We start from the raw sequence: 22,145 nt of genomic DNA, 5'->3' as shown, positions 1-22,145 counted from the left end.
CGCGATATCGTCGGTGCCATGGGCCGAAACCCTCAAAGCGGTGGGCAGCTGAGGCCGATCGACCTGGCGCGCCGGCACGGGCTCTCCACGCAGGCGGTCAGGAACTACGAGGAGGCCGGCATCCTCCCGGCGGCCGCTCGTACGCCGACCGGCTACCGCACCTACACCCCGCTGCACGCGCGGGCCCTCACCGCATTCCTCGCCCTGCTGCCCGGGCACGGCCACCGGACGGCGGCGTCGATCATGCAGGCCGTGAACCGGGGCGCGGCCGACGAGGCGTTCCAGCTCATCGACGAGAGTCACGCCCAACTGCTCGACGACCGGCGGACGCTCCGGGCCGTGGAGAACGCCCTCCGCGACCTTGCGCCCGGCACGGCGCCCGGCCCGGCATCCGGGCCCGGTGCGCTCCCCGGGCCGACCGCGGGGCCGGGGGCGCCTGCGGAGCCCGAGCGGGCGGCGGTGCCCTCGTCGGGCGGCACGTTCATCGGGCCGCTGGCCCGGAAGCTCGGGATCCGGCCCGCGACGCTGCGCGCCTGGGAACAGGCCGGGCTGCTGCACCCGCGCCGCGACCCGCTGACCGGATACCGCGTGTACGACGGGGCCGACGTCCGGGATGCCCGGATGACTCACCAACTCCGGCGGGGCGGCTATCTGTTGGAGCAGATCGCCCCGCTGATCGCCCAGGTGCGGGCGGCCGGTGGGCCGGTGCCGCTGGAGGCCGTCCTGGACGACTGGCGCAGCCGGCTGTCCGCCCGCGGGCGGGCGATGCTGACTGGGGCCGCCGAGCTGGACGCGTACCTCTGTGAGCGTGGACGGGACTGAGGCCGCCCGGGCAGCCGCAGTGAGCCGGGCCCGACTGCCCCTTCCGGACCGGGCGGCTCCGGACCGACACCACGGTGGCCGAGGGCGATCCCGTCGCGCCGGCGACCACGGCGTTCCGGCGCCGAGCGGACGGGCTGGCGGGGGTTTCCGGCCTGCGTCACAACTCGGCCTCGCCGGGGGCCCGTTGGCTGGCGCCGGCGGTTGCGGACCGGGATGCTTCGGAGGCCGGGGGCCCTGGGTGGTCCGGGGGTGGCGAGGAGGCGGCTGTGGGGGAGCGGGCGGAGCGGACCGGTCGGGAGGCACAGGCCGGTCGTCAGGCAGGGGACGTACGGGACGTACAGGATGTACGGGGTGATCAGGACGATCGGGGCGGGTCCGGTGGCGGGCGGTGGCGGCTGTTGGCCGCCGCCGCTGCCGCCGCGGCCGTCTGCGGAGGGCTGCTCGGCGGCGCGGTGGGTCTCTTCCTCTTCCTCTTCTCGGACTGGTTCGACCCGATCGCCGTCCTTGTCCACGATCGCGGCTTCTGCTTCTTGATGATGTGCATGCCGGAGTACTAGCCAGGGGGCCGGTTCGGGATGCCGCGCCCCCGCCGATCGGGGGCGTGGCGGGCAGCCGGGGGGCGTGTTAGCTTCCGGCCCATGGGATCACGTGGGGGGCGCGGGGCGGCGGCACAACAGGCGATCGAGGGTTTGCGCGAGTTGGCGGGAGCCGGACTGGAGGCGGCGGAGGTCTTTCGGACGGCCGATCAACTCCTGCGCGATGTGCTGGAGTTCGATGCGGTCTGCTGGCACACCGCCGATCCGGCGACGGGTCTGGTCAACTCCGTGTTCAGCGACGACCTCAGCCTGTCCGCCTTCCAGGACGCCGTCCGGTTGGAGGTCTGGGCGGACGACGTCGCCACCTTCCCGAAGATCCGGCACAGCGGCGTCCGTGCCGAGGCGCTCAGCCGGGTGACGCAGGGCCGGCCCGAACGCAGCGTCCGCTACCGCGAGCAGATCGCCCCGGCCGGGTTCGGGGACGAACTGCGTGCGGTGTTCGACGCGCACGGCGGGATGTGGGGCTGCGCCGCGTTCATGCGGTCACCGGACCGCGGGCCCTATCTCGGCCGGCAGCGCGAGCTGGCCGACGCCGCCGCCCGTCACCTCGGCCACGCGCTGCGCGCCTGCCACCTACCGGGTGGCGGGGCGGTGGCCGGGACATCGGCCGGGGTGGCGGCGGCGGGGCCGGCGGGCTGGGCCGACCCGTCGGACACCGGGCCCGCCGTCCTGGTGTTCGGTGCCGGTAACCGCCTGCTCGGCGTCTCCGGTCCGGCCGAGGACCTGCTCGCCAGGCTCGCCGATCCCAGCCGCACCGGCCTCGGCGTACCGGTGGCCTTCGCGATGGCCGCCGAACAGGCCCGCCGGGCTGCGCACGGACTGCCCGCCTCGCAGACCAGGGTCCGGGTGCAGGCCCGGGACGGCCGCTGGTACGTGCTGCACGCCTCGCCGCTGCGCGGTTCGGCGGTGGGGGAGGTGACGGTGGTGGCCGTCCCGGCCGGCCCGGCGGAGACGATGCCGCTCTACCTCTCCGCCTACGGGCTGACGGCGCGGGAGCAGGAGGTGGCGCTGCTGCTGGTCCGTGGGTGCGACACCCGGGACGTCTCCCGGCTGCTGGCGATGAAGCCGTACACCGTCCAGGACCACCTCAAGTCGGTGTTCGCGAAGGCGGGCGTGGCGAGCCGCCGCGAGCTGATCGCCCGGATCATGCTGGGCGGCGCAGGCTGAGGCGGCGGTCGGGGGCGTGCGGTCGGGGGTGGGTGAACGGGGGTGGGTGAACGGGGGCGGCCCGTTTGACAAACCGGCTTGCCGGAGCGGCAGATAGTGGACATGGCACCTCCCCAGCACGCCGCGGGCCGCCACGGCGGTCGTCACGACCCGCACCCCGCCGGCCCGGGTACGGGCCCCGCCCCCGCCGCTGCCGCCCCGGACACCCCGGACGCGCCGGACACCGCAGGTACTGCGGGTACCGCCGAGGACGCCGACGGGGCCGACGGTGCCGGCCCGGGTGGCGTCCTCGCCACCGTCCTGGATGCGGTCGGCCCCCGCCTGCGGGCGCTGCGGCGCGAGCGCGGCACCACCCTCGCCCAGCTGAGCGAGGCCACCGGGATCTCCCTCAGCACCCTGTCCCGGCTGGAGTCCGGCCGGCGCAAGCCCACCCTGGAGCTGCTGCTCCCGCTGGCCCAGGAGTACCGCGTCCCGCTGGACGAGCTGGTGGGCGCACCGGCCACCGGGGACCCCCGGGTGCACGCCCGCCCGTTCACCCGGGGCGGCCAGACCTTCGTCCCGCTCACCCGTCACCTCGGCGGGCTGCACGCCTACAAGCAGATCATGCCCCCGGGCTTCCGGTCCGGCCCCGAACTGGAGCCCAAGGTGCACGAGGGCCACGAGTGGGTCTACGTTCTCGCGGGGCGGCTGCGCCTGCTGCTCGGCTCGCAGGACCTCGTGCTCACGGCCGGGGAGGCCGCGGAGTTCGACACCCGGATCCCGCACGCCTTCGGCAACGCCGGGCCGAACGCGGTCGAGTTTCTCAGCCTCTTCGGGGCGCAGGGCGAACGGATGCACGTCCGGGCGCGGCCGGGAACCTCCGTTCGTTAGCTGACATCGGGGGTTCCGGCCGGGCCCCCAGGCCGTTCGGAGGGGCCCAGAGCATGAGTGGCGAGAACACCGCGAGTACCGGCGGGTCGAACGCGGCGACGTCGAACGCGGCGACGTCGGATCCGGGGGCGTCGGATCAGGCGGCGGCAGGGGCGTCGGCGCCGGATGCGGGTACGCGGGATGCACCGGCGTCGGATCCGGCGGCGTCCGACCGGGGTGACCGGGAGAAGGACGGCCGGGCGGAGCGCAGGAAGCGCCCGTTCTGGCAGGAGCTGCCGATCCTGGTGGTGGTCGCCCTGGTGCTCTCGCTCGCCATCAAGACCTTCTTCGTCCAGGCGTTCTCGATCCCCTCGGGCTCGATGCAGCCCACCCTGGAGAAGGGCGACCGCGTCCTGGTCGACAAACTGACCCCGTGGTTCGGCGCCGTCCCCGAACGCGGCGAGGCGGTGGTCTTCCGTGACCCGGGCGGCTGGCTGGAGACGGCGCCGGCGCAGCCCGAGAACTCCGTCGTCCGGTGGATCAAGAAGGCGCTCAGCGTGGTCGGCCTGATGCCCTCGGAGGACGAGAAGGACCTGATCAAGCGGGTGATCGCGGTCGGCGGCGACACCGTCGAGTGCAACAGCGGCAGCCCGGTGAAGGTGAACGGCGTGGCCCTGGACGAGCCGTACCTCTACCCGGGGGCGACGCCCTGCGGCGACGCGCCCGTCGGCACGGTGAAGGTGCCCAAGGACCACCTCTGGGTGATGGGCGACCACCGCAACAACTCCAGCGACTCCCGCTACCACGTCAACGGCGCCGACGGCGGTTTCGTCCCGGTGGACAACGTGATCGGCCGCGCCTTCGTCGTCGCCTGGCCCGTCGGCCGGTGGGACACCCTGCCGGTACCCGGCACCTTCGACCGGAAGGCTCTGGACAACCAGCAGGCCGGGACGGCCGGTTCGGGCACGCCGGGCGGATCCGCCGTCCCGGACGGCAACGCCGCGCCGGAGAACCTCCCGGCCCCCGAGGCCGCTGCGCTCGCCGCCGCCCTCCCGCTGGCCCTCCTGCAGCGCCGCCGCGCCGCGGCCGCCCGCCGCGAGGCCGGCGCGGGGGAGGAGCGGGCCGGCTCCTGAGGCCCGCCGGGCCGCCCCGCGGGGCCGCCCGGGCGCCGTCACCCGGGTGCGCGGGGTGGCGGCTCGCCCCGCGGTGCGGGCTCGCCGTGCGTGGTTCCGGCCCGTCGTGCTCTACACCGTTGTAGAGTCGGGCGGGTCGGCGGTACGTCCGGCCGTGCGGCCGTCCCGCCCAGGGGGCCCACGGGCGGACCCCAACGGGAGGCGGAACCGTGGTGGAGAGTCTGCGCAGTCCTGTGCGGGGCGGCGAGCACGTCGGTGACCCGGCGGTCGTGGAGGCCGATGTCGACCGCGTCTACCAGCCGGTCGAGGTGCACTTCGCCGACGGCAGCTGGGCGGTGGGCCGGATCAGCGGCTGGTGGCAGGACGGCGACGGCGCGCGCTGGTGCCTCCTCCGGGTCGCCCGGAGCGGACGCCCGGCCCGCTGGGAGCCGTTCGACCCGGCCCGGATGGTGCTGCTGCCGACCGGTGGGCTCTGAGCGGGAGCTGTCCGGCTTCAGCCCGGCGGACGGGCCCCGGCCCCCGGAGCCCCGCCCCCGTGACGCGCCCCGTGACGCCCAGGGCCAATCGGGCGGGATTGGCCCTGGCCCCCGGGGCCCGGCGCGCCCGAGGATGGACGGCATGAGCGACTTCCCCGGCGCGCTGCGCCCCGAGAGCCGGACCGTCCACCCGCCCCTCCACGAGGTGACCGGCAGCCGCCCGCTGGGCGTGCCGCTGCACCAGAGCCACGTGTTCGCCTTCGAGGACTCCGACGCGCTGGTCAGCGCCTTCACCGGCCCGGACCAGGCGTTCGTCTACAACCGCTTCGGCAATCCGACGGTCCGATCGCTGGAGTCGGCGGTGGCCGGCCTGGAGGGCGGCGTGGCCGGGCTCGCCACCGCCTCCGGCATGGGGGCGATCAACACCGTGCTGCTCGCCCTGCTCAAGTCCGGCGACCACGTGATCGCCCAGCAGAGCCTGTACGGCGGCACCTTCGCGATGCTCGCCGACCTGGCCCGGCGCTGGGGCGTCGAGGTGACCCACGTCCGGGGCGACGACCCCGCCGAGGTACGGGCCGCCCTGCGCCCCACGACCAGGCTGCTGCACCTGGAGACGATCTCCAACCCGACGACCCGGGTCACCGACCTGCCCGGCCTGCTGGCCGTCGCCCGGGAGGCGGGCGTGGTCGGCGTGGTCGACAACACCTTCGCCAGCCCGCTGCTCTGCCGGCCCATCGAGCACGGCGCCGACATCGTGATCCACTCCGCCACCAAGTACCTCGGCGGGCACGGCGACGTGCTGGCCGGCGTCGCCGTGTTCGCCGATGCCGAACTGCACCGCACCGTCTGGCAGTACGCCACCGAACTGGGCGCCTCGGCCGACCCGTACGCGGCCTGGCTGACGCTGCGCGGGATGCAGACGCTGGGGCTGCGGATGCGCCGGCACAGCGAGACCGCGCTCGACCTGGCCGGCCGGCTGGCCGCCCACCCGGCCGTCACCGCCGTCCACTACCCGGGCCTGCCGACCCACCCCGACCACGAGCTGGCCCGCCGTCTGCTGCCCGAGGGCCACGGCGGCGTGCTCTCCTTCGACCTGGCCGGCGGACGCGAGGCGGCCCGAGCCCTCACCGAGTCCGTCCGGCTCGCCTCGCTCGCCCCCTCCCTCGGCGGCGTACACACCCTGATCATCCACCCGGCCAGCACCTCCCACCGCCAGCTCGACGGCGACCAGTTGGCCGCCGCGGGCATCGGCCCCGGCACCGTCCGCCTCGCCGTCGGCATCGAACACCCCGAGGACCTCTGGACCGACCTCGACCAGGCACTCGCCAAGCTCTGACGCCCCACCTGCCGGGGCCGGCCACCTCGGTCGGCCCCGGCAGCCCGGCCACTTCACGGCCGACGGGCCACTGGTCCGTCACCGGCCGCACGTGTGGGGGCCGGCCGCTCCGGCCGTCGTCGCGTCTGAGTCGTGACAAGCCGCCCGCGACTGCCACGGCGGTCGCTGCCGCATGACCCGGTTCGGCAACCGTCCGAGCATGCGCACAGCCGCACGCCGAATCAGCCCTACCCGCGCGCGGCCTGAAGCATCGGTCGGACACCGGTCCTCGGCTGACGTTCGTCCCCGCAGGGCGAGGTGACCCCCGTCGGCAGTACGGCGCGGCACCTGGGGATTTTCGGTCCGCCGGGGGTGTTCCCCGGCGGACCGGTGCTCCCGTGCGGCGCCGGAGGCGGGCCGGGGCCACTGTGGGTGGACGGGTGGGCGGGATGCCCGGGCGGACCGGGCGTGGCCGGTGGGCGGTTTCGGTCAGGGGGCGGCAGTTTACGGACCGTTCCGCCGGCGGTTGCCCGGACGGGGCCTGAGTGTTGAAGGGCCATGGCAGTATCAATGTCAGATGTGACATATCACATTGCTCACGAAGGGTGTCGCCCCACACGGCATGCCTCGCCGACTCTCAGGAGAACTCCCGTGAAGCGAACCACCCTGACCCTCGCCGCCCTGGCCGTGTTCGGCCTGCCGCTCGCGGCGACCCCGGCGGCGGCCAGCCCGGCGGCCGCCGCGACGGCTACCGTTGCGTCCCCCGCTGCGGCCACCGCCGCGACCGCCGGGGCGACGACGACCTGCGGCCCGTCCGTCAGGATGATCACCAGGCTGAACACCGTCTGCGTGACGGTCGACGCCGACTCCGTGCGCGTCTACGGGGTCAGCAGCCTGCTGGTGGCCGGCTCCGGTCGGAGCTACATCTACAAGGTGTCCGCGGACGTTGTGGGCGGCGCGTCGCTCGGTACGGACAGCGGTTCGGCCTACTTCGGCAGCGGGACGGCCTACGTCGGCGGCCCGAGCGGCGTCGTCCCCTGCGGCTCCACGGTGCGGGCGTCGTTCGCGCTGACGGACTTCGGCACGCCGCCGCCCACCTCCGTCGTGGAGGTCGCGGTCACCTGCTGAGCCGGCCCGGGCGGGTGCGCCCGACCGGACGGAGGGCCGTCCGCACCGCTCGCCGTCGGCAGCGGTGCGGACGACCCTCCAGGGTGGTCGTCGGGGTGGTCGCCGGGCGGGGTGGCCCGCGGGGGTCAGCCCTTTCCGCCGGCCTTGAGCACCTGGGCTGCGGCCACCCCGGCGGCGCTGTTGCCGTGGCCGCCGCCCTCGACCTCGGCGGCCACCGCGAGGTCGTTGCGGTAGGCGATGAACCAGCTGTTGGTGCTGTTTCCGGTGCCGGTCTCGACGGTGCCGGTCTTGGCGCCGATCTGGCCGCCCAGCCCGGACATCGGGGTCCGTGCGGTGCCCTGGGTGGCCGTCCTGGCCATCATCGCCCGCAGGTCCCGGGCGACGCTCTCGGGCAGCTTCGCCGGGGCCGACACGCGCTTGGCGTCCGGGCGCAGGACGGGCTGGCGGAACGTTCCGCTCTGCACGGTGGCCGCCACCGAGGCCATCGCCAGTGAGTTCACCTGGATCTGGCCCTGGCCGATGAAGGTGGCGGCCGCGTCGTCCGTGCTCTTCGGCACCGGGACGGTGGCGTCCCGGGTGGGGATGCCGATGTGCCACTCCAGGCCGAGGCCGAACTGCTGGCGGGCGACGTCCGGCACCGTGCCGAGCTGGAGCTTCTCCAGGCCCTTGTCGATGAACCCGGTGTTGCACGAGTGCGTGAAGTCGTCGGTGAGGGTGTAGTCGGGGAAGCTGCCGGGCTCGTCGTTGTGCCAGGGGCGCGGGGACTTGGTGGTCTCCTTGCAGGGCACCACGGTGTCCGGGCGCACCCCGGCCTCCAGCAGGGCGGCCGAGGTGATCACCTTCATGGTGGAGCCGGGCGGCTGCCCGCCGCCGACGGCGCGGTTGAAGTTGTCCGGCGAGGAGTAGGCGAGGGCGAGGATGTTGCCGGTGCTCGGCTGGACGGCGACCAGCGACGCGGGCTTTCCGCCGGCGGCCTGCTGCTTGACGGCCTCCTCGGCGACCTGCTGGAGGTCGGCGTCCAGGGTGAGCCTGATCTCCGGCGCGCTCGCCGGGGTGAGCACGAAGAGCTGCTCCGGTGTCTTCGCGCCGTCCGAGATCACCACCGCCTGCCCGTCCGTGACGGACGCGCCCTCGGCGGGGGTGATCTGCGGCAGCACCGCCCTCAGCGAGGGGAAGGCGTCGAGCGGCTTGCCGTTGCGGTCGACCGGCTTGACCACCGGGTTGGGCAGCAGCTTGACGCCGATGGTCTCGCCCGGGTCGAGGTGCGGGTGGATGACGGTCGGCGCCCACCGCACGACCACCTTCCCGTCCGCGGCTCGCACCGCGCTCAGTTTGCCGTCGTACTCCCAGGCGCCCGCGGTGCCCTCGAACTCCGCCTTCGCCCGGAAGCCGAGCGCCGGCTCGGTGGGCGTGGCCGAGGGGGCCGGGCCGGTGCCGGTCAGCGTGAAGGCGCGCGGCTTCAGCGCGTCCCGGAACGCCGTCAGGGCCGTGCGGGCGCTGTCCTGGCGGTCGGTGAGGGCGGCGGCGGCCGCGAGGTCTCCCCGGCTCCAGGCGGCCAGGAAGTCCTTCGCCGCGCTCTCGGCCTGCTCGGCGGTGGGCGGCTGTTGCTGCGCGGTGGCCGCCGCGGTGCCGGCCGCCGGGTGGTCGCCGTCGCCCGGGGAGTCGCCCCCGGTCACGGCGTTCAGCACGTTGTAGGCGCCGACGCCGCCGACCGCCAGCAGCCCGGCGACGCCCAGGGCCAGCCCCGCCTGCCAGGCGCGGCGCGACGCCGGTCGGCCCGGGCGCTGCTCGTCCTCCGGGAACTCCGCGAGATCTGGGAGATCCGGGAGATCCGCGACGCCCCGGAGATCGCCGAGATCGCCGAGGTCCCCGGGATTGCCCGGATAGCCCGGGTCACCTGGATAGCCCGGGTCACCCGGGTCACCCGGATCGCTTGGGCCGTCGAGACCCCCGGGCTGCCAGGGGCTCCGGTCGGTGTGGCCGTGGTACTCGGTGCCGTCGGCGTACGCGCCGAACTCGTCCCGATGATCGGGCATGGTTCTTCCCCCCTGAAGATGTCCAGTCGCAGGCCCGCCCCCGGATCCTGCGCCGTAGCCCGAACACTCCGCCGGCCGTGCGACCGTTCGGACCGTTCGGGCCCGTCCCAGAATAGGCGGCGGTCGACGGCCGTCCGGCGCGGGGTGGGGGCGGCGACCGGCCGCCCGCTCAGCGGAGCAGGCCCGCGCCGGGCGGCGCACCCGGTGGGCGGGGCCGTGGACGGGCGGCCAGCACCGCGATGTCGTCCTCGGCCGGCGGGGCGGTCGGCCCGGTCGGGGCGAGGGAGTGCAGCACCGCGTCCAGCAGATCGTCCAGTTCGCCGGTGGTGGGCAGCCGCAACGCGGCGAGCCGGGCGAGCGAGTCGTCGATGTCCTCGCCGCGCCGCTCGACCAGCCCGTCGGTGTAGAGCAGGAGGGTCTCGTCGGGCCGCAGGTCGCGGGTGGTCTGCTCGTAGCCGCCGAGACCGGTGCCGAGCGGCGGGCCGGTGGGGACGGCGAGCAGTTCGGTGGGCAGGCCGGGGCCGATCAGTGCGGGCGGCAGGTGGCCGGCGCTGGAGAGGGTCCAGCGGCCGCGGCCGGGATCGGCCAGGGCGAGCAGGCAGGTCGCCGGGCGGGCGGACTCGTTGGCGGCGATGACGGTGTCGAGCTGGCGCAGGATGCGGTGCGGCGGCAGGTCCATGCCCGCGACGTCGCGCAGGGTGGAGCGGTAGGTGCTCATGTCGACGGCTGCCTCGACACCGTGCCCCATCACGTCGCCCATCACCAGCAGGGTCCGCCCGAACGGCAGCCGCACCGTCTCGTACCAGTCGCCGCCGACGACCGAGCTGGTGCCCGACGGCAGGTAGCGGGCGGCGAGGTCGAGGTTCTGGTGCGGGCTGCCCGGCTCACTGAGCAGTGCGCGCTGGAGTTCCAGGGCGATGCCCTGGGAGCGGGTGTAGCGGCGGGCGTTGTCGATGCCGAGGGCGGCGCGGGCGGCCAGGCCGCCGATCAGGGTGGTGTCCTCGGCGGTGAACGGCGCCCGGGAGGGCAACCGCGTCAGGGTCAGGACGCCGACCGGCTCGCCGCGGGCGACGAGCGGCAGCACCAGCAGGGACGCCGGGCCGGCGGCAGTGGCGTCGGCCTCGGCGTTCCCCTCGTCGGTGGGCCGGTCGGTGCGGACGGCGATGCCGCCGGCCAGGGCGCGGGCGGCGGCCGAGCCCTCCGGGTGCCGCACGGACTCGCCCGGCCCGGCCCGGCCCGCCACCACGTCGTGCAGCCCCTCGGCGCAGCTGACGGCGGCGCGGTGCAGCCGGGGGGTGCCGGTGCGGCCGGGGCGGACGGTGGCGTCGGGCGGCAGGACGTCGACGGTCGCCACGTCGGCGAGCCGGGGGACGGCGAACGCGGCCAGCTCGCCGCAGGTGGTGTCGACGTCGAGGGTGGTGCCGATCCGTTCGGCGGCCGCGTCGAGCAGTGCCAGCCTGGTCCGGGCCTGCGCCAGCTCGCGGCGCAGCTCCTCCTCGGTGGCGGGTTCCGCCGTGCCGGGTGCGGCCGTTCCGGGTTCCGCCGTGCCGGGTTCTGCTGCCGGACCGGGCTCGGCCGCTCCGGGCTCTCCGGCCGCTCCGGGCTCTCCGGGCTCTCCCGCCGGGGCGTCGCGGAGCGAGGCCGTCCCGTCGCCCGGCGTGACGGCACTGTCCGCGGCGGGTGGTTCGGTCGCTGCCGCCGCGCGTCGCCGGTCGCCCGGGTCCGCGGGGGTGGCGCCCCCTCCTCCGTTGCCGTGCCCTGACCGCATAGGTCCATGATCACGCCCCGGGGCGCGGCACGCCCACGGACCGGCGAAACCTTGACTCGCCGCCGGTGGTGCGGTAATCGGTTCGGCCCGGGGTCGGACGCAGGGCCGGGCCCGTGCTCCGGCCCGGACTCGGGCTCAGGCGCGGGCTTCGGGTGCGGTGGTCCGGGCTTCGGGTGCGGCGGTGCGGGCTTCGGGTGTGGCGGTGCGGGGCGGCTGCTTGAGCTTTGCCCAGACGGCTTCGAGGGCGGCGATGTCCGCGTCGTCGAGCCGGTCGTCGAAGGGTTCGGCGAGGGCGGCGCGCCGGGTGGCGTCGGCCGCGGCGAAGAGCCGGCGGCCCTCCGCGGTGAGCGCGATCCGGACCGAGCGGGCGTCGGTGGGGGAGGGGGCGCGCTCGATCAGGCCGCGGGCCTGGAGCGAGTCGGCGACCCGGGACACCTGGCTGCGGCTGAGCAGGGTCTTGGCGCCGAGGTCGGAGGCGGCGACCGGTTCGTCCTGCCCGTGCAGCCAGAGCATCACCTCGAACCAGGAGAGCGGCAGGTCGTGGGCCTTGGTGAGGGCCTGGTCGACCCGGGTGCTCAGGGTGGTGCCGGCCCACACCAGGCCGTAGAAGGCGTGGTCGCGGGTGGTGAGGTCTCCCAGGGTGAGGTCGGTGCGCGCCATGCCCGGCACTCTACCTGTTTGCGTGTGCGCGCACACATCGCCTATGGTGTGTGTGCACGCACACAACTGCCAAGCTGCCCCCGCAGTCAGGAGCCCCCCATGACCACCACCCGCCGCACCGTCCTGATCACCGGCACCTCCTCCGGCATCGGCCTCGCCGCCGCGGTGGCCGCCGCCGCCGCGGGCTTCCACGTCGTCGCCACCATGCGCGACCCCGGCCGCTCCGACGCGCTGCGCGCGGCCGCCGCCGAGGCCGGCGTCGCCGACCACGTGGAGATCGCCCGGCTCGACGTCACCGACCCGGCCTCCGTCCAGGAGTGCCTGGACGGCCTGCTCGCCCGGCACGGCCGGCTCGACGCGGTGGTCAACAACGCCGGTGCCGGCTACGTCGGCACCGTCGAACAGGACGGGCTGGACCCGGTCCGCGCCACCATGGAGGTCAACTTCTTCGGCGTCGTCGACGTCACCCGGGCCGCGCTGCCGCACCTGCGGGCGAGCGGCGGCCGGGTGATCACCGTCACGAGCGTCGGCGGCATCGTCGGCCAGCCCTTCAACGAGGCGTACTGTGCCGCCAAGTTCGCCGTCGAGGGCTTCATGGAGTCGCTCGCGCCGGTCGCCGCCACCGTCGGCGTGCACGTCTCGGTGGTCGAACCGGGCGCCGTCGCCAGCGAGTTCGTCGCCAGCCAGGGGATCGACCTGCCCGCCCTGCTCACCGCCGCCGGGCCGTACGCGCCCGCGCTGGAGGCCTACGCCGCCCGTACCCGGACGGCCTTCGCCGCGGCCCAGACCTCCGCCGAGGCCGCCGGTACGGTCATCGACGTCCTCACCGCCGAACACCCGCCGTTCCGCGCCCAGACCTCCGACCGGGCCCGCGCCTTCGTCGCGCCCAAGCTCGCCGACCTCGACGGCTCCGCCGTGCAGTCCCTCACCGGGACCTGGGTCGCCTGAGCGGCACCGGCCTCCCGAGCGGCACCCGCCGGCCGGGAGGCACCGGTCGCCCGAGCGGTGCCGGTGGGCTGAGTGGCACCGGCCGGCACTTCCCCCGAACGGTGGGTTGACGAGCGGTCATACTGTGGAGGCCCAGCTCAGGGCGCCGCCCGCGGCACCCGAGCACCCGCGAGACCGGAGGACCCGATGAGCCGCCACCTGCCGACCACCGTTCCGCCGGGCGGGCCGCCGGCGCAGACGTGGAACCGGCAGCGGCTGCGCAGCAACAACGAGTGGCTGCTGCTCGAACTGCTGCGCACCGGTGGTGCCTCCTCGCGCGCCCAGCTGGCCCGGGACACCGGCCTCTCCAAGCCCACCGTCTCGGCCGCCCTGGCCGCGCTGGAACAGGCCGGACTGGCCCGCGAGGCCGGCCGCTTCGTGCCCGAGCGCGGCCGGACGGCGGTGCTGTACGAGCTCGACCCGACCGCCGGGTACGTGCTCGGCGTGGACATCGGCCGGGCCCGGCTCCGGGTCGCCGTGGCGGACCTCGCCGGGCTGATCGTGGCCCGCCGCGACATCCCGAACAAGGGCCGCACCGCCAACGCGGTGGCCGACGCCGTGGTCGCCGCGGCCCGGGAGGCCACCGCCGAGGCCGGGCTGACGGCCGCCGACATCGTGCACGCGGTGATCGGCACACCGGGCGTCTGGGACGAGGAGCGCCGCGGCGTCCGCTACGCCACCAGCCTGCCCGGCTGGGGCCGGCCCGGGCTCTTCGACCGGATCGCGGAGGGCCTGGGGACGACCATCACCGTCGGCAACGACGCCAACCTCGCCGCCCTCGGCGAGTACACCCTCGGCGCAGGCCGCGGCAGCCGGATGTTCGCCTACCTGCTCGTCGGGACCGGCCTCGGCGTCGGCGTCGTGAAGGACGGCGAACTCCTCTCCGGCGCCCACGGTGCGGCCGGCGAGGTCGGCCTCGTCCCGCTGCCCGCCCGCCCCGACGGCGCCCCCGGCGGCACCATCGAGCAGGCCGCCGCGGCGGACGCGGTGGTCGCGACGGCGACGGAGCTCGGCATGCGGGGCCCGCTGACGGCCAAGCAGGTCTTCGACGCGGCCCGGACGGGCGACCCGCTCGCCGCCGAGGCCGTCCGCCGCGAGGCCGAACAGCTCGCCTACGCCGTCGCGGTGCTCTCCGCCGTCCTCGACCCCGACCTCCTCGTCCTCGGTGGCGGCCTCGGCAACAGCGCCGACCTCCTGCTGGAGCCGCTGGAGCGGGCTCTGCACCGGCTCACCCCGCTGCGCCCGCGGCTCGCCCGGAGTGAGCTCGGCGAGGAGGTCGTCCTGCTCGGCGCCGTCGCCACGGCACTGGAGAACGCCCGCCCCGAGGTGTTCGAACGCCGCAGCGCCCTGGCGGACCACGGCACTTCGCTCTGATGCGGCGGGCCTCGGGCCCCGGTGCTCGGGGGTCCGAGGGCCGACGCTGGGCGTCAGACGCCCAGGGCCTCCCGGCCCCGGCGCCCGGCGCGGCGGGTCAGGGAGGACAGCGCCAGGTAGCAGAGGAAGGCGGCGCCGCTCGGGACGGCCCCGGTGAGCGGGAGTTCACCCCGGGTCAGCGACATCACGTGGAGCAGCAGCACGGGCAGGGCCAGCAGCGTCCAGCCGACCTGCAGCACCACCTGCGCCGGGAAGGCCACGTCCGCACCCGAGGCGTGGCGGAACGACACCCCCGCCACGAGTGCGATCACGGCGCTCACCCCCGCGGCGGCCGCCGTGGCGGTCGCCCACGGCCCGCCGAGATCGAAGGCCGCCACGGCGGCGACAGCCATCAGCGCGCCGGCCTCGGCGTAGGCGGCGGCCGCGGCCCGGTGGTGGCGGCTCTTGTCCAGCATCGCGGAGCCCTTGCTCCGGACAGCGGGCCCGTCCGCCCCGGTGCCGTCCAACGCGGTGCCGTCCAACGCGGGCCCGCGGGCCGCGGCGCCCGGCAGGACGGCGCCCGGCCCGACGGTGGCCTCCAGCACGGTGACCGTCGGCAGGCCGGCGCGCTCCGCCCGGGCCGGGTGCACGGCCGTCCGGGCGACCGGCTCACTGCTGCGGCGCACGGCCGCCCGCGACCGCCGGAAGGCGGCCGAGGCCTCCTCGGTGCGGTGCGAGGCCGCCAGCACCGTGCCGAGCAGGGCGGCCGCCCACACCTCGGCCAGCGGATCGTCGCCCGCGGCGGCCACGGCCACCGCCTCGTTCAACGGGCCGACCGCCTCCGGCGTCCGTCCGGCGTCGTGCAGCGCGCGGCCCAGTGCGGCCAACGAGGCCGTGAGGACGGCCGGTTGCCCGGCCCCCCGGGCCAGTTCGACGGCCTCGGTGACCGTCCCGACGGCCGCCTCGTGGCGCCCGAGGGCAGCGAGCGCGGTGGCGAGGGAGGTCAGTGCGCGGGCCTGCCCGGCCGGATCGCCGGTCCGGGCGCGGAAGTCGGCGACGGCTCGGCAGACCGTCGCGGCCGACTCGTGCTGCTTCAGGTCGTGCAGGGCGTCGGCCGCCTCCTCCAGCACCAGGTGGGCGCCGTGCTCGTCCCCCAGGGCGAGCAACCCCCCGGCGGCGTCGGAGAGGAACTTCTGGCCGGCGTCGTCGCCGATCCGGCCGGCCAGCCCCATTGCGACGTGGTGCCGCCACTCGTCCCCCGCCTCGCGGAAGGCGTGGAAGGCGATCCCGAACAGGGCGGCGCCGGCCAGGCCCCGGCCCAGCAGGTCGATCCCGACCAGGCCGAGCTGCAGGTGGGCGACACCCGCGCAGCCGTGGTCGCCGGCGGCCTCGGCCACCCTGATGGACCGGCTGAGATCCTTCGCGGCGGCCTTGCCCCGCCCCTTCTCGGCCAGTGCGATCCCGGCGTGCAGGCTCCCGCGGTACTCGATCTCGGGGCTGCCGGCCTGGCGGGCGATCGCGGCCGCGCGCCGACCCTCGCGCGTCGCCGCGTCCCACTGGCCGACCGCCCGCCAGGTCTCCGCCAGGCCGGCCAGGGCCGCGGCGGCCACGTGCAAGTGCCGGATCCGCCGGGCTCCCTCCGCGGCCTCGCGCAGCGCCATCAGGGCGTCCTCGTGGCGACCCTCCCGACAACGCAGCCGGCCCAGCCTGACCAGTGCCGTCAACCGGGCTGCCTCGTCGCCGTGTTCGGCGGCCACGTCGCGGGCGAGGGTGGCGGCGTCGGCGAGTTCGTCGTGGCGCAGCCCGTGCTCCAGGTACGGGTCGAGGGCCAGGGCGAGGTCGATCACCGGGGCCGGCCCGCCGGTGGCCGCCGCCCGGCGCAGCAGCCCCGCGTTGGCGGCGTGCTCCTCGTCCAGCCAGGCGAGCGCGGCGGCGCGGTCGGCGAAGGCGCGCGGATCGCCGCCACCACCGCGCAGCGGGCTCAGCAGGCGGCCGGCGGCGCGGGCCAGCTCGGTGTGGGCGACCACCAGCCGCGCCCGCGCCTCCCGGGCCTCGGCGGCCGCGCCGCCGGCCGGCGCCGTGCCGAGCGGCACGCTCAGCGCGAGGTCGTCGTCGCCCTGCAGCGTCGCCCGCCAGCGGGTGCCGGCCCGCTCGACCAGACCCGCTGTGACCAGCACCGCGAGGTCGGCCTCGACCGTCCGGCCGCCGTCACCGGCCAGATGCCGGGCCGTGGCGGTGGAGAAGTCCGGCCCCGGGGCGAGGGCGAGCAGCCGCAGCAGACGGACGGGACCGGCCCCGAGGCCGTCCAGCGCGAGGCGGTGGACGGCCGTCAGGACGGCGAGCGGTGCGTCGAGGTGTCGCTGCGGCCGGTGTCGCTCGATCTCCCGGGTGGTGTCGGCCGCCGTCCGGCCGGCCCGGGCCATGGCCGCGGCGGCCAGCAGCAGTGCCGCCGGCAGGCCGCCGCAGGCCTTCGCGAGCCGGCGCAGGTCCAGCCCGTGCACGGCGTCCGGCGGCACCTGGGCGCCCCGGGCGGTCAACTCGCGCCGCAGCAGCTCGGTTGCGGCCGTCGTGCCGAGCGGCGCGAGCGCCTGGACGGTGCCGTCCGCGGTATCCGGCACGGCCCGTCTCGCCGTCACCAGGACACCGGCGGTGCCCGGAGTGGGCATCAGCGAGGTGAGGTCGTCGTCGGCGGCCGCGTCGTCGAGGAGCAGCAGCACCCGGCGGCCCTGGGCGGCGTAGGCGGCCAGCGCGCGGCGCAGCGCGCCGGCCCGGCCCGCCACGTCGGTCGGCAGGTGCGCGGTCGGCAGGCCCAGGGTGCGCAGCAGCTGGTCCAGGACGCGGGCGGGCGGGAGGCGGCGGGCATGGTCGGAGCCGTGCAGCTCGACGGTGAGCAGCCCGCCGGGGAAGTGGCCGTCGGCGTGCAGCGCGTGGCCGAGCGCGCGGGCCAGCGCGCTCTTGCCGACGCCCGGCGGGCCGGTGATCACCGCGCACGGATCGCCGGCACCGGTGAGCGCGGTGCGCAGCGCGGCGAGGTCGGCCTCCCGGCCGGCGAGCCCGCCGCGGTCGGCGGGCGGCCCACCGGCGGCCGCCGCGACGACGGCGGGCAGCCGTACCGCGTAGGGCCGTCCGGCCGTCCGCCCGTGACACAGCACGCCCTCGCGCTCCCGGGCGAGCCAGGACCAGTCCACCGTGTTCATCCAGCCCCTCGAAGTCCGTGTCGTCGGCATGGACGGTCGGCCGCGCACCCGCGGCTCCGCCCCCCCGGCCGTTCCATCCAGAAAACTCTGACGATACATCAACCTCATTGGGAAATAAGGAGTTTGAACACCTTCTGGACACCTCCGGTGGGGCCGACGGGAGCGGGCGGACGGGAGGGCACGGGTGAGGGGCATGTGAGGTGGATGTGGCGTTGCAGGCGCCGGCCCGCGCGGTGGCGACGGCCGTCCCGGGCGCAGTACTGGGGGTGCGGCCACGGCTCCGGGGTGCTGCGGCTCCTGGTGGACCACCTCTTCGGCGCCTTCGACCTTCGGCGGCTGAAGCTGGACACTTGGAGCGGGAACGAACGGGTTGTCCGGGCGTTCACCCGGCCCGGCTTCGTGGAGGAGGGCGCCGCCGCAGGTCCGTCCGCGTGGCCGGCCGCTCCTACGACCGCGTCCTCCTCGGCATGCTCCGCGAGGAGTGGTCCGAGCCCGCCGACGTACCGGGCGCCGCCGGTCCCGGCCCCGCTCCTGGTCCGAGCCGACCTGCGACGCCCCGGGCGGCGATCGTCGGTCAGGGCTGCTGGTCAGGGCCGGTCGGTGCGCAGGCCGTCGAGGGTGAGGTCGAGGAGCCGTTCGGCCTGCTCGCGCTGGTCCGGCCGGCCCGAGGCGAGGGCGATGCCGGTGAGGGCGGCGAACATGTCGGTGGCGCCGATGTCCGCGCGGACGGTGCCGGCCTCGACGCCGGCCGCGAGCAGTGAGGTCAGGGCGGCCAGCATCAGCTCGTGGCTCTGCGCGTAGGGGTTGACACCGGCTTCGACGAGGGAGCGGAGTGCGTCGGCCATGCCGAGCTTGGCCGTCGCGTAGTCGATGAACCGGCCCATCCAGGCGCGCAGCGCCTCGCGCGGGGGCAGGGCGGCGAGCAGTTCGGGGGCGGAGTCGCAGAGCCGGCCGAGCTCGTTGCGGTAGGCGGCCTCGATGAGGGCCTCCCGGGTGGGGAAGTTGCGGTAGAGCGTGCCGGAGCCGACGCCGGCCTCCTTGGCGATGCGTTCGAGATGGGCGTCCAGCCCGTCCTCGGCGAAGATCCGCACCGCGGCGGCGAGGATCTTGTCCCGGTTGCGCTGGGCGTCGGCCCGCAGTGGGCGCCCGGTCTCTGCGGCCATCGGTGGTCTCCTGTCCGTCCGGTTGCTAAGTGGAGGTGCCTCCACTTAGGCTGGAGGAAGAAGCGGGGACGCCTCCGCTTCCACTCTAGGTCATGCCCGCCCGCCCGGTACCCGCCGGGCCGCGCCGTGCTGCCCGGCCCCCCGACGGTCCGCCCGATATGCGGACCGGTACGCGGCGCGCCGGTGCCGCGGTCGCTTCGGTCGCCGTGCGCGGCGCCCGCTCACCCACAGGAGAAGAAGATGAGCCTCTCGCTCGAAGGAAAAGTCGCCGTCATCACCGGTGGCGCGTCCGGGGTCGGCCTCGGCATCGCCCACGAATTCGCCGCCGCCGGCGCCAGCGTCGTCATCACCGACCTGGAACAGCAGGCGCTCGACGCGGCAGCGGCAGCCGTCGGGCCGACCTGTACGGGCATCGTCGCCGACGTCACCAGGCTCGCCGACATGCAGGCCGTCTACCGGCAGGTCGAGGAGCGGTACGGACGCCTCGACGCCGTCGTGGCCAACGCCGGGATCGGCGCGCACGCGCCGCTCGACGCGATCACCGAGGAGCAGTTCGACCGCACCTTCGACGTCAATGGCAAGGGCGTTCTGTTCACCGTCCAGCCCGCCCTCGCGCTCCTGCCGCCCGGCGGCACCGTCGTCGTCATCGGCTCCACGGCCTCCATCCGGCCACCGCGCGGGATGAGCCTCTACGGCGGGTCGAAGGCCGCGGTGCGGGCCTTCGTCCGGGCCTGGATCCAGGACATCAAGGGATCGGGCGTGCGGATGAACATCCTCAGCCCCGGCGCGGTCGACACCGACTCGCTGCGCAGCGCCCTCGCGATGGCGCAGGGGGCCGACCAGGTGGACGCCGCCGTCAGGACCATGGGGGAGGGCAACCCGACCGGCCGGATCGCCGACCCGCGGGAGATGGGCCGGGCCGCGGTCTTCCTCTCCAGTGACGCCTCCAGCTTCGTCACCGGTGTCGAACTCTTCGCGGACGGCGGCATGGCACAGGTCTGAGCCGCCCTGCCGGGCCACCAGCTCTGCCCAGCATGGCCCTTGCCGCCGCGCCCGGGCGGCCAGGATGATCGAGCGGAGGATCTACGGGGGATTCTGTGGGGGATCTACGGGGGCGATGGGGCATGGGGTGGGGGCGCGGGAGGGCGAAACGGCCCGGCGAGGCGGAGCTGACCGGGGTCAAGCCCTGGGCCCGCCCGGTGGAGGACGGCCAGGGCGTGCCGACGCCCGAGGACCGGGACCGGATCGAAGACGATCTGCGGTGGTGCACCGCCCAGTTCGGTCCGGCGGCCGTCCACCGCCCGGTCGCGCTGCCGACGGCCGGCTTCTTCCCGCCGGCCCTGAGCGCCGCCGGCCGGACGGCCGTCGAGGACCTGGTCCGGCGGGTCTGCGCCGTCATGGACGTGGACGCCGCCGCGCTCGACGTCCGGCTCTTCGGGAACGGCGAGACGGCTCCGGACGAACCGGTCCGCGACAGCGGGAGGAAACGGACGGTCGGCCGCTATCAACGGATCGACGGGCGGGACGTCATCGACCTCGACACCCGTGAGGTGGCGCAGCCGAGCGTGTTCGCGGCCGTCATCGCCCACGAACTCGGCCACGTACGGCTGCTCGGAGAAGGGCGGGCCCGGCCCACCGACGCCCGCCACGAGAAGCTGACCGACCTGGTGACGGTCTTCCTCGGCATGGGGGTGTTCACCGCCAACGCCGCCAACCGCTTCCGTCCTGCCCGGCGGGGTTTCACCGTCCTGCCCGCCGGCGAACTCACCAGCCGGATGCTCAACGGCGCTGCCCACGACGACAGCGTGCACCACCTCGGCTATCTGGCGGCCAGTCAGTTCGCCTACGCGCTCGCCTGCTGCGCCCACCTGCGGGGCGAGAGCGATCCACCGTGGGCCCGGCACCTGGAGCCGGGGGTGCGGGCGGGCCTCAACCACGGGCTGACCCACCTGGCCCGCCACCCGCTCGCCTGACCCGCCCGGTCCGCCTGGTAGGCCCGTCGGCCTGGTCCGATTCGGTCCGCCCGATTCGATCCGAGGATCCTTGACAGCTGCTCATGTTCCTGACAGCACTGGTCCTGTACCACTCCCACGAACGGCATCGCATCGCGAAGGGGGCATCAGCGCATGACCGAGCCTGAGAGCACGGGAGCCGACTACGACGTCGTCATCAGCGGAGCCGGCCTCGCCGGCAGCGCCGCGGCGATCCTGCTCGCCCGCCGCGGGGTCCGCGTCGCACTGCTGGAACGCCGTTCGGACCTCGCGGCGTACAAGGTGCTCTGCACCCACTCCCTCACGGCCGGCGCCTACCCGGTGCTGGACGAACTCGGCCTGGTGCCCGCCCTGGAGGAGGCGGGAGCCGTCCGCAACCACGCCCGTTGGTACACCCGCTGGGGGTGGATCGAGCCGCGGGCCGCACCGGCGGGCCCCGAGCTGCCGTACGGGTACAACGTCCGGCGCAGCACCCTCGACCCGATGATCCGCTCCCTTGCGGCGCGGACCCCTGGTGTCGACCTGCTCCTCGGCCACCGGGTGACCGGGCTGCTCCAGGACGCCGGGCGCACCGTGGGAGTTCGCGCGTCGACGGCAGCGGGCGAGGGCGAGCGTGAGCGCGAGCGCGAGATCAGGGCGCGGCTCGTGGTCGGCGCCGACGGCAAGGACTCGGCCGTCGCGAAGCTCGCCCGGATACCCGCCCGCGTGCACGAGAACGCGCGGTTCGGCTATCTCGCGCACTTCCGCGGCCTCCCGCTGCGTGACGGGATCGCCCACACCTGGTTCCTGGAGCCGGACATGGCGTACGCGTTCCCGAACGACGACGGGGTGACGGTCGTCGCGGTGCTCCCGGACAAGAAGCGGCTGCCGGCCTTCCGGGAGGACCTGGAGGGCAGCTTCCTCTCCTTCGTCCGGTCCCTGCCCGAGGCGCCGCCCATCGAGTCCGCCGAGCGGATCACGAAGATCATCGGCACGGTCGACTACCCGCTCCACACCCGCAGGCCGAGCGCACCGGGCGTCGCGCTCGTCGGCGACGCCGCCCTGACCGGCGACCCCCTGTGGGGAGTGGGGTGCGGGTGGGCCCTGCAGTCCGCGCAGTGGCTGGCACGGGCGGTCGCCCCGGCCGCGACGGGTCGGGGCGACCTCGACCGGGCGCTCGCGCGGTACGCCCGCACGCACGGACGCAAGCTGCGCGGGCACCAGTACCTGGCCGCGGACTTCGCCACGGCGCGTCCGTTCAATCCCCTGGAGCGGCTGATGTTCTCCGCGGCGGCCCGCGACGAGCGGGCGGCACGGCACATGTACCGGTTCGCATCCCGGCTGATCGGTCCGCTGCACTTCCTCAACCCGCTGGCGGTGGCCAGGGCTTCGGCCGTCAACCTCAGGCACCGCCGGGCGGTTGCGCCCTCCGTTCACCGGTCACGTACGGGATCGTGACCGGCCCCCGGCCCCCGGTCCCCGGACGCAGGCCCCGGGCGGCCGGGGCAGGGGTGACCGGGTGGAT

Annotated in this window: 18 protein-coding genes; 13 read left to right on the top strand and 5 right to left on the bottom strand. The window is 75.6% G+C overall.

The window, feature by feature from the left end; all coding sequences use genetic code 11:
• Window positions 1–18 precede the first annotated feature (18 nt).
• From OH807_RS03950 to OH807_RS03915, 8 genes are all read left to right on the top strand, one after another.
• Window positions 19–822 (top strand): TioE family transcriptional regulator, encoded by an 804-nt coding sequence (locus tag OH807_RS03950; RefSeq protein ID WP_406193920.1) that lies wholly within the window; start codon window positions 19–21, stop codon window positions 820–822.
• Window positions 823–1,220: 398 nt separating this feature from the next.
• Entirely contained in the window at window positions 1,221–1,379 is a 159-nt protein-coding gene (locus tag OH807_RS03945) for a hypothetical protein (RefSeq protein ID WP_406193918.1), read from the top strand.
• 81 nt (window positions 1,380–1,460) lie between these two features.
• Entirely contained in the window at window positions 1,461–2,585 is a 1,125-nt protein-coding gene (locus OH807_RS03940; RefSeq protein WP_406193916.1) for a helix-turn-helix transcriptional regulator, read from the top strand.
• Between the two features lie 300 nt (window positions 2,586–2,885).
• On the top strand, window positions 2,886–3,455 hold the full coding sequence (locus OH807_RS03935; RefSeq protein WP_406210674.1) for a helix-turn-helix domain-containing protein: 570 nt from the start codon (window positions 2,886–2,888) through the stop codon (window positions 3,453–3,455).
• A gap of 53 nt (window positions 3,456–3,508) precedes the next feature.
• Window positions 3,509–4,567, top strand: a complete 1,059-nt coding sequence (gene lepB / locus OH807_RS03930; protein ID WP_406193914.1) for a signal peptidase I — start codon at window positions 3,509–3,511, stop codon at window positions 4,565–4,567.
• A gap of 209 nt (window positions 4,568–4,776) precedes the next feature.
• Window positions 4,777–5,043, top strand: a complete 267-nt coding sequence (locus tag OH807_RS03925; RefSeq protein WP_406193912.1) for a hypothetical protein — start codon at window positions 4,777–4,779, stop codon at window positions 5,041–5,043.
• A 142-nt stretch (window positions 5,044–5,185) separates the two neighbouring features.
• Entirely contained in the window at window positions 5,186–6,379 is a 1,194-nt protein-coding gene (locus OH807_RS03920) for a trans-sulfuration enzyme family protein (RefSeq protein WP_406193910.1), read from the top strand.
• Window positions 6,380–7,009: 630 nt separating this feature from the next.
• Entirely contained in the window at window positions 7,010–7,486 is a 477-nt protein-coding gene (locus tag OH807_RS03915) for a hypothetical protein (protein ID WP_406193908.1), read from the top strand.
• Between the two features lie 125 nt (window positions 7,487–7,611).
• Here OH807_RS03915 and OH807_RS03910 read toward each other — a convergent pair whose 3' ends face one another.
• The 3 genes from OH807_RS03910 to OH807_RS03900 all read right to left on the bottom strand — a co-directional run bounded on the left by OH807_RS03910 (window position 7,612) and on the right by OH807_RS03900 (window position 11,950).
• A complete protein-coding gene (locus OH807_RS03910; RefSeq protein ID WP_406193906.1) occupies window positions 7,612–9,522 on the bottom strand; it encodes a penicillin-binding transpeptidase domain-containing protein in 1,911 nt (636 codons plus the stop codon).
• Window positions 9,523–9,691: 169 nt separating this feature from the next.
• Window positions 9,692–11,290 (bottom strand): SpoIIE family protein phosphatase, encoded by a 1,599-nt coding sequence (locus tag OH807_RS03905; RefSeq protein WP_406193904.1) that lies wholly within the window; start codon window positions 11,288–11,290, stop codon window positions 9,692–9,694.
• Window positions 11,291–11,425: 135 nt separating this feature from the next.
• Window positions 11,426–11,950, bottom strand: a complete 525-nt coding sequence (locus tag OH807_RS03900; protein WP_406193902.1) for a MarR family winged helix-turn-helix transcriptional regulator — start codon at window positions 11,948–11,950, stop codon at window positions 11,426–11,428.
• 99 nt (window positions 11,951–12,049) lie between these two features.
• Between OH807_RS03900 and OH807_RS03895 the strand changes: the two genes are divergently transcribed.
• Both OH807_RS03895 and OH807_RS03890 read left to right on the top strand, forming a co-directional pair.
• A complete protein-coding gene (locus OH807_RS03895) occupies window positions 12,050–12,898 on the top strand; it encodes an SDR family NAD(P)-dependent oxidoreductase (RefSeq protein WP_406193900.1) in 849 nt (282 codons plus the stop codon).
• Between the two features lie 186 nt (window positions 12,899–13,084).
• The gene (locus tag OH807_RS03890; protein WP_406193898.1) at window positions 13,085–14,311 is read left to right on the top strand and encodes an ROK family transcriptional regulator; all 1,227 of its coding nucleotides are present in this window, start codon (window positions 13,085–13,087) and stop codon (window positions 14,309–14,311) included.
• 53 nt (window positions 14,312–14,364) lie between these two features.
• Here OH807_RS03890 and OH807_RS03885 read toward each other — a convergent pair whose 3' ends face one another.
• Window positions 14,365–17,487 (bottom strand): AAA family ATPase, encoded by a 3,123-nt coding sequence (locus OH807_RS03885; protein WP_406193896.1) that lies wholly within the window; start codon window positions 17,485–17,487, stop codon window positions 14,365–14,367.
• A gap of 587 nt (window positions 17,488–18,074) precedes the next feature.
• Window positions 18,075–18,650, bottom strand: coding sequence for a TetR/AcrR family transcriptional regulator (locus OH807_RS03880; RefSeq protein WP_406193894.1), 576 nt, complete (start codon window positions 18,648–18,650; stop codon window positions 18,075–18,077).
• A 240-nt stretch (window positions 18,651–18,890) separates the two neighbouring features.
• Here OH807_RS03880 and OH807_RS03875 point away from each other — a divergent pair, with 240 nt between their 5' ends.
• The 3 genes from OH807_RS03875 (at window position 18,891) to OH807_RS03865 (ending at window position 22,078) form a co-directional block, all read left to right on the top strand.
• The gene (locus OH807_RS03875; protein ID WP_406193892.1) at window positions 18,891–19,652 is read left to right on the top strand and encodes an SDR family NAD(P)-dependent oxidoreductase; all 762 of its coding nucleotides are present in this window, start codon (window positions 18,891–18,893) and stop codon (window positions 19,650–19,652) included.
• Window positions 19,653–19,774: 122 nt separating this feature from the next.
• Entirely contained in the window at window positions 19,775–20,623 is an 849-nt protein-coding gene (locus OH807_RS03870; RefSeq protein WP_406193890.1) for a hypothetical protein, read from the top strand.
• A 153-nt stretch (window positions 20,624–20,776) separates the two neighbouring features.
• Window positions 20,777–22,078 carry an NAD(P)/FAD-dependent oxidoreductase gene (locus OH807_RS03865; protein ID WP_406193888.1) on the top strand — a complete coding sequence of 434 codons (1,302 nt, stop codon included), beginning with the start codon at window positions 20,777–20,779 and terminating at the stop codon, window positions 22,076–22,078.
• Window positions 22,079–22,145 lie beyond the last annotated feature (67 nt).

It is taken from the genome of Kitasatospora sp. NBC_01560, from assembly GCF_045208415.1.
Classification (GTDB): Bacteria; Actinomycetota; Actinomycetes; order Streptomycetales; family Streptomycetaceae; genus Kitasatospora.
Note: the sequence above shows the minus strand (reverse complement) of the source record. Positions and strands in the feature narration are given on the sequence as shown.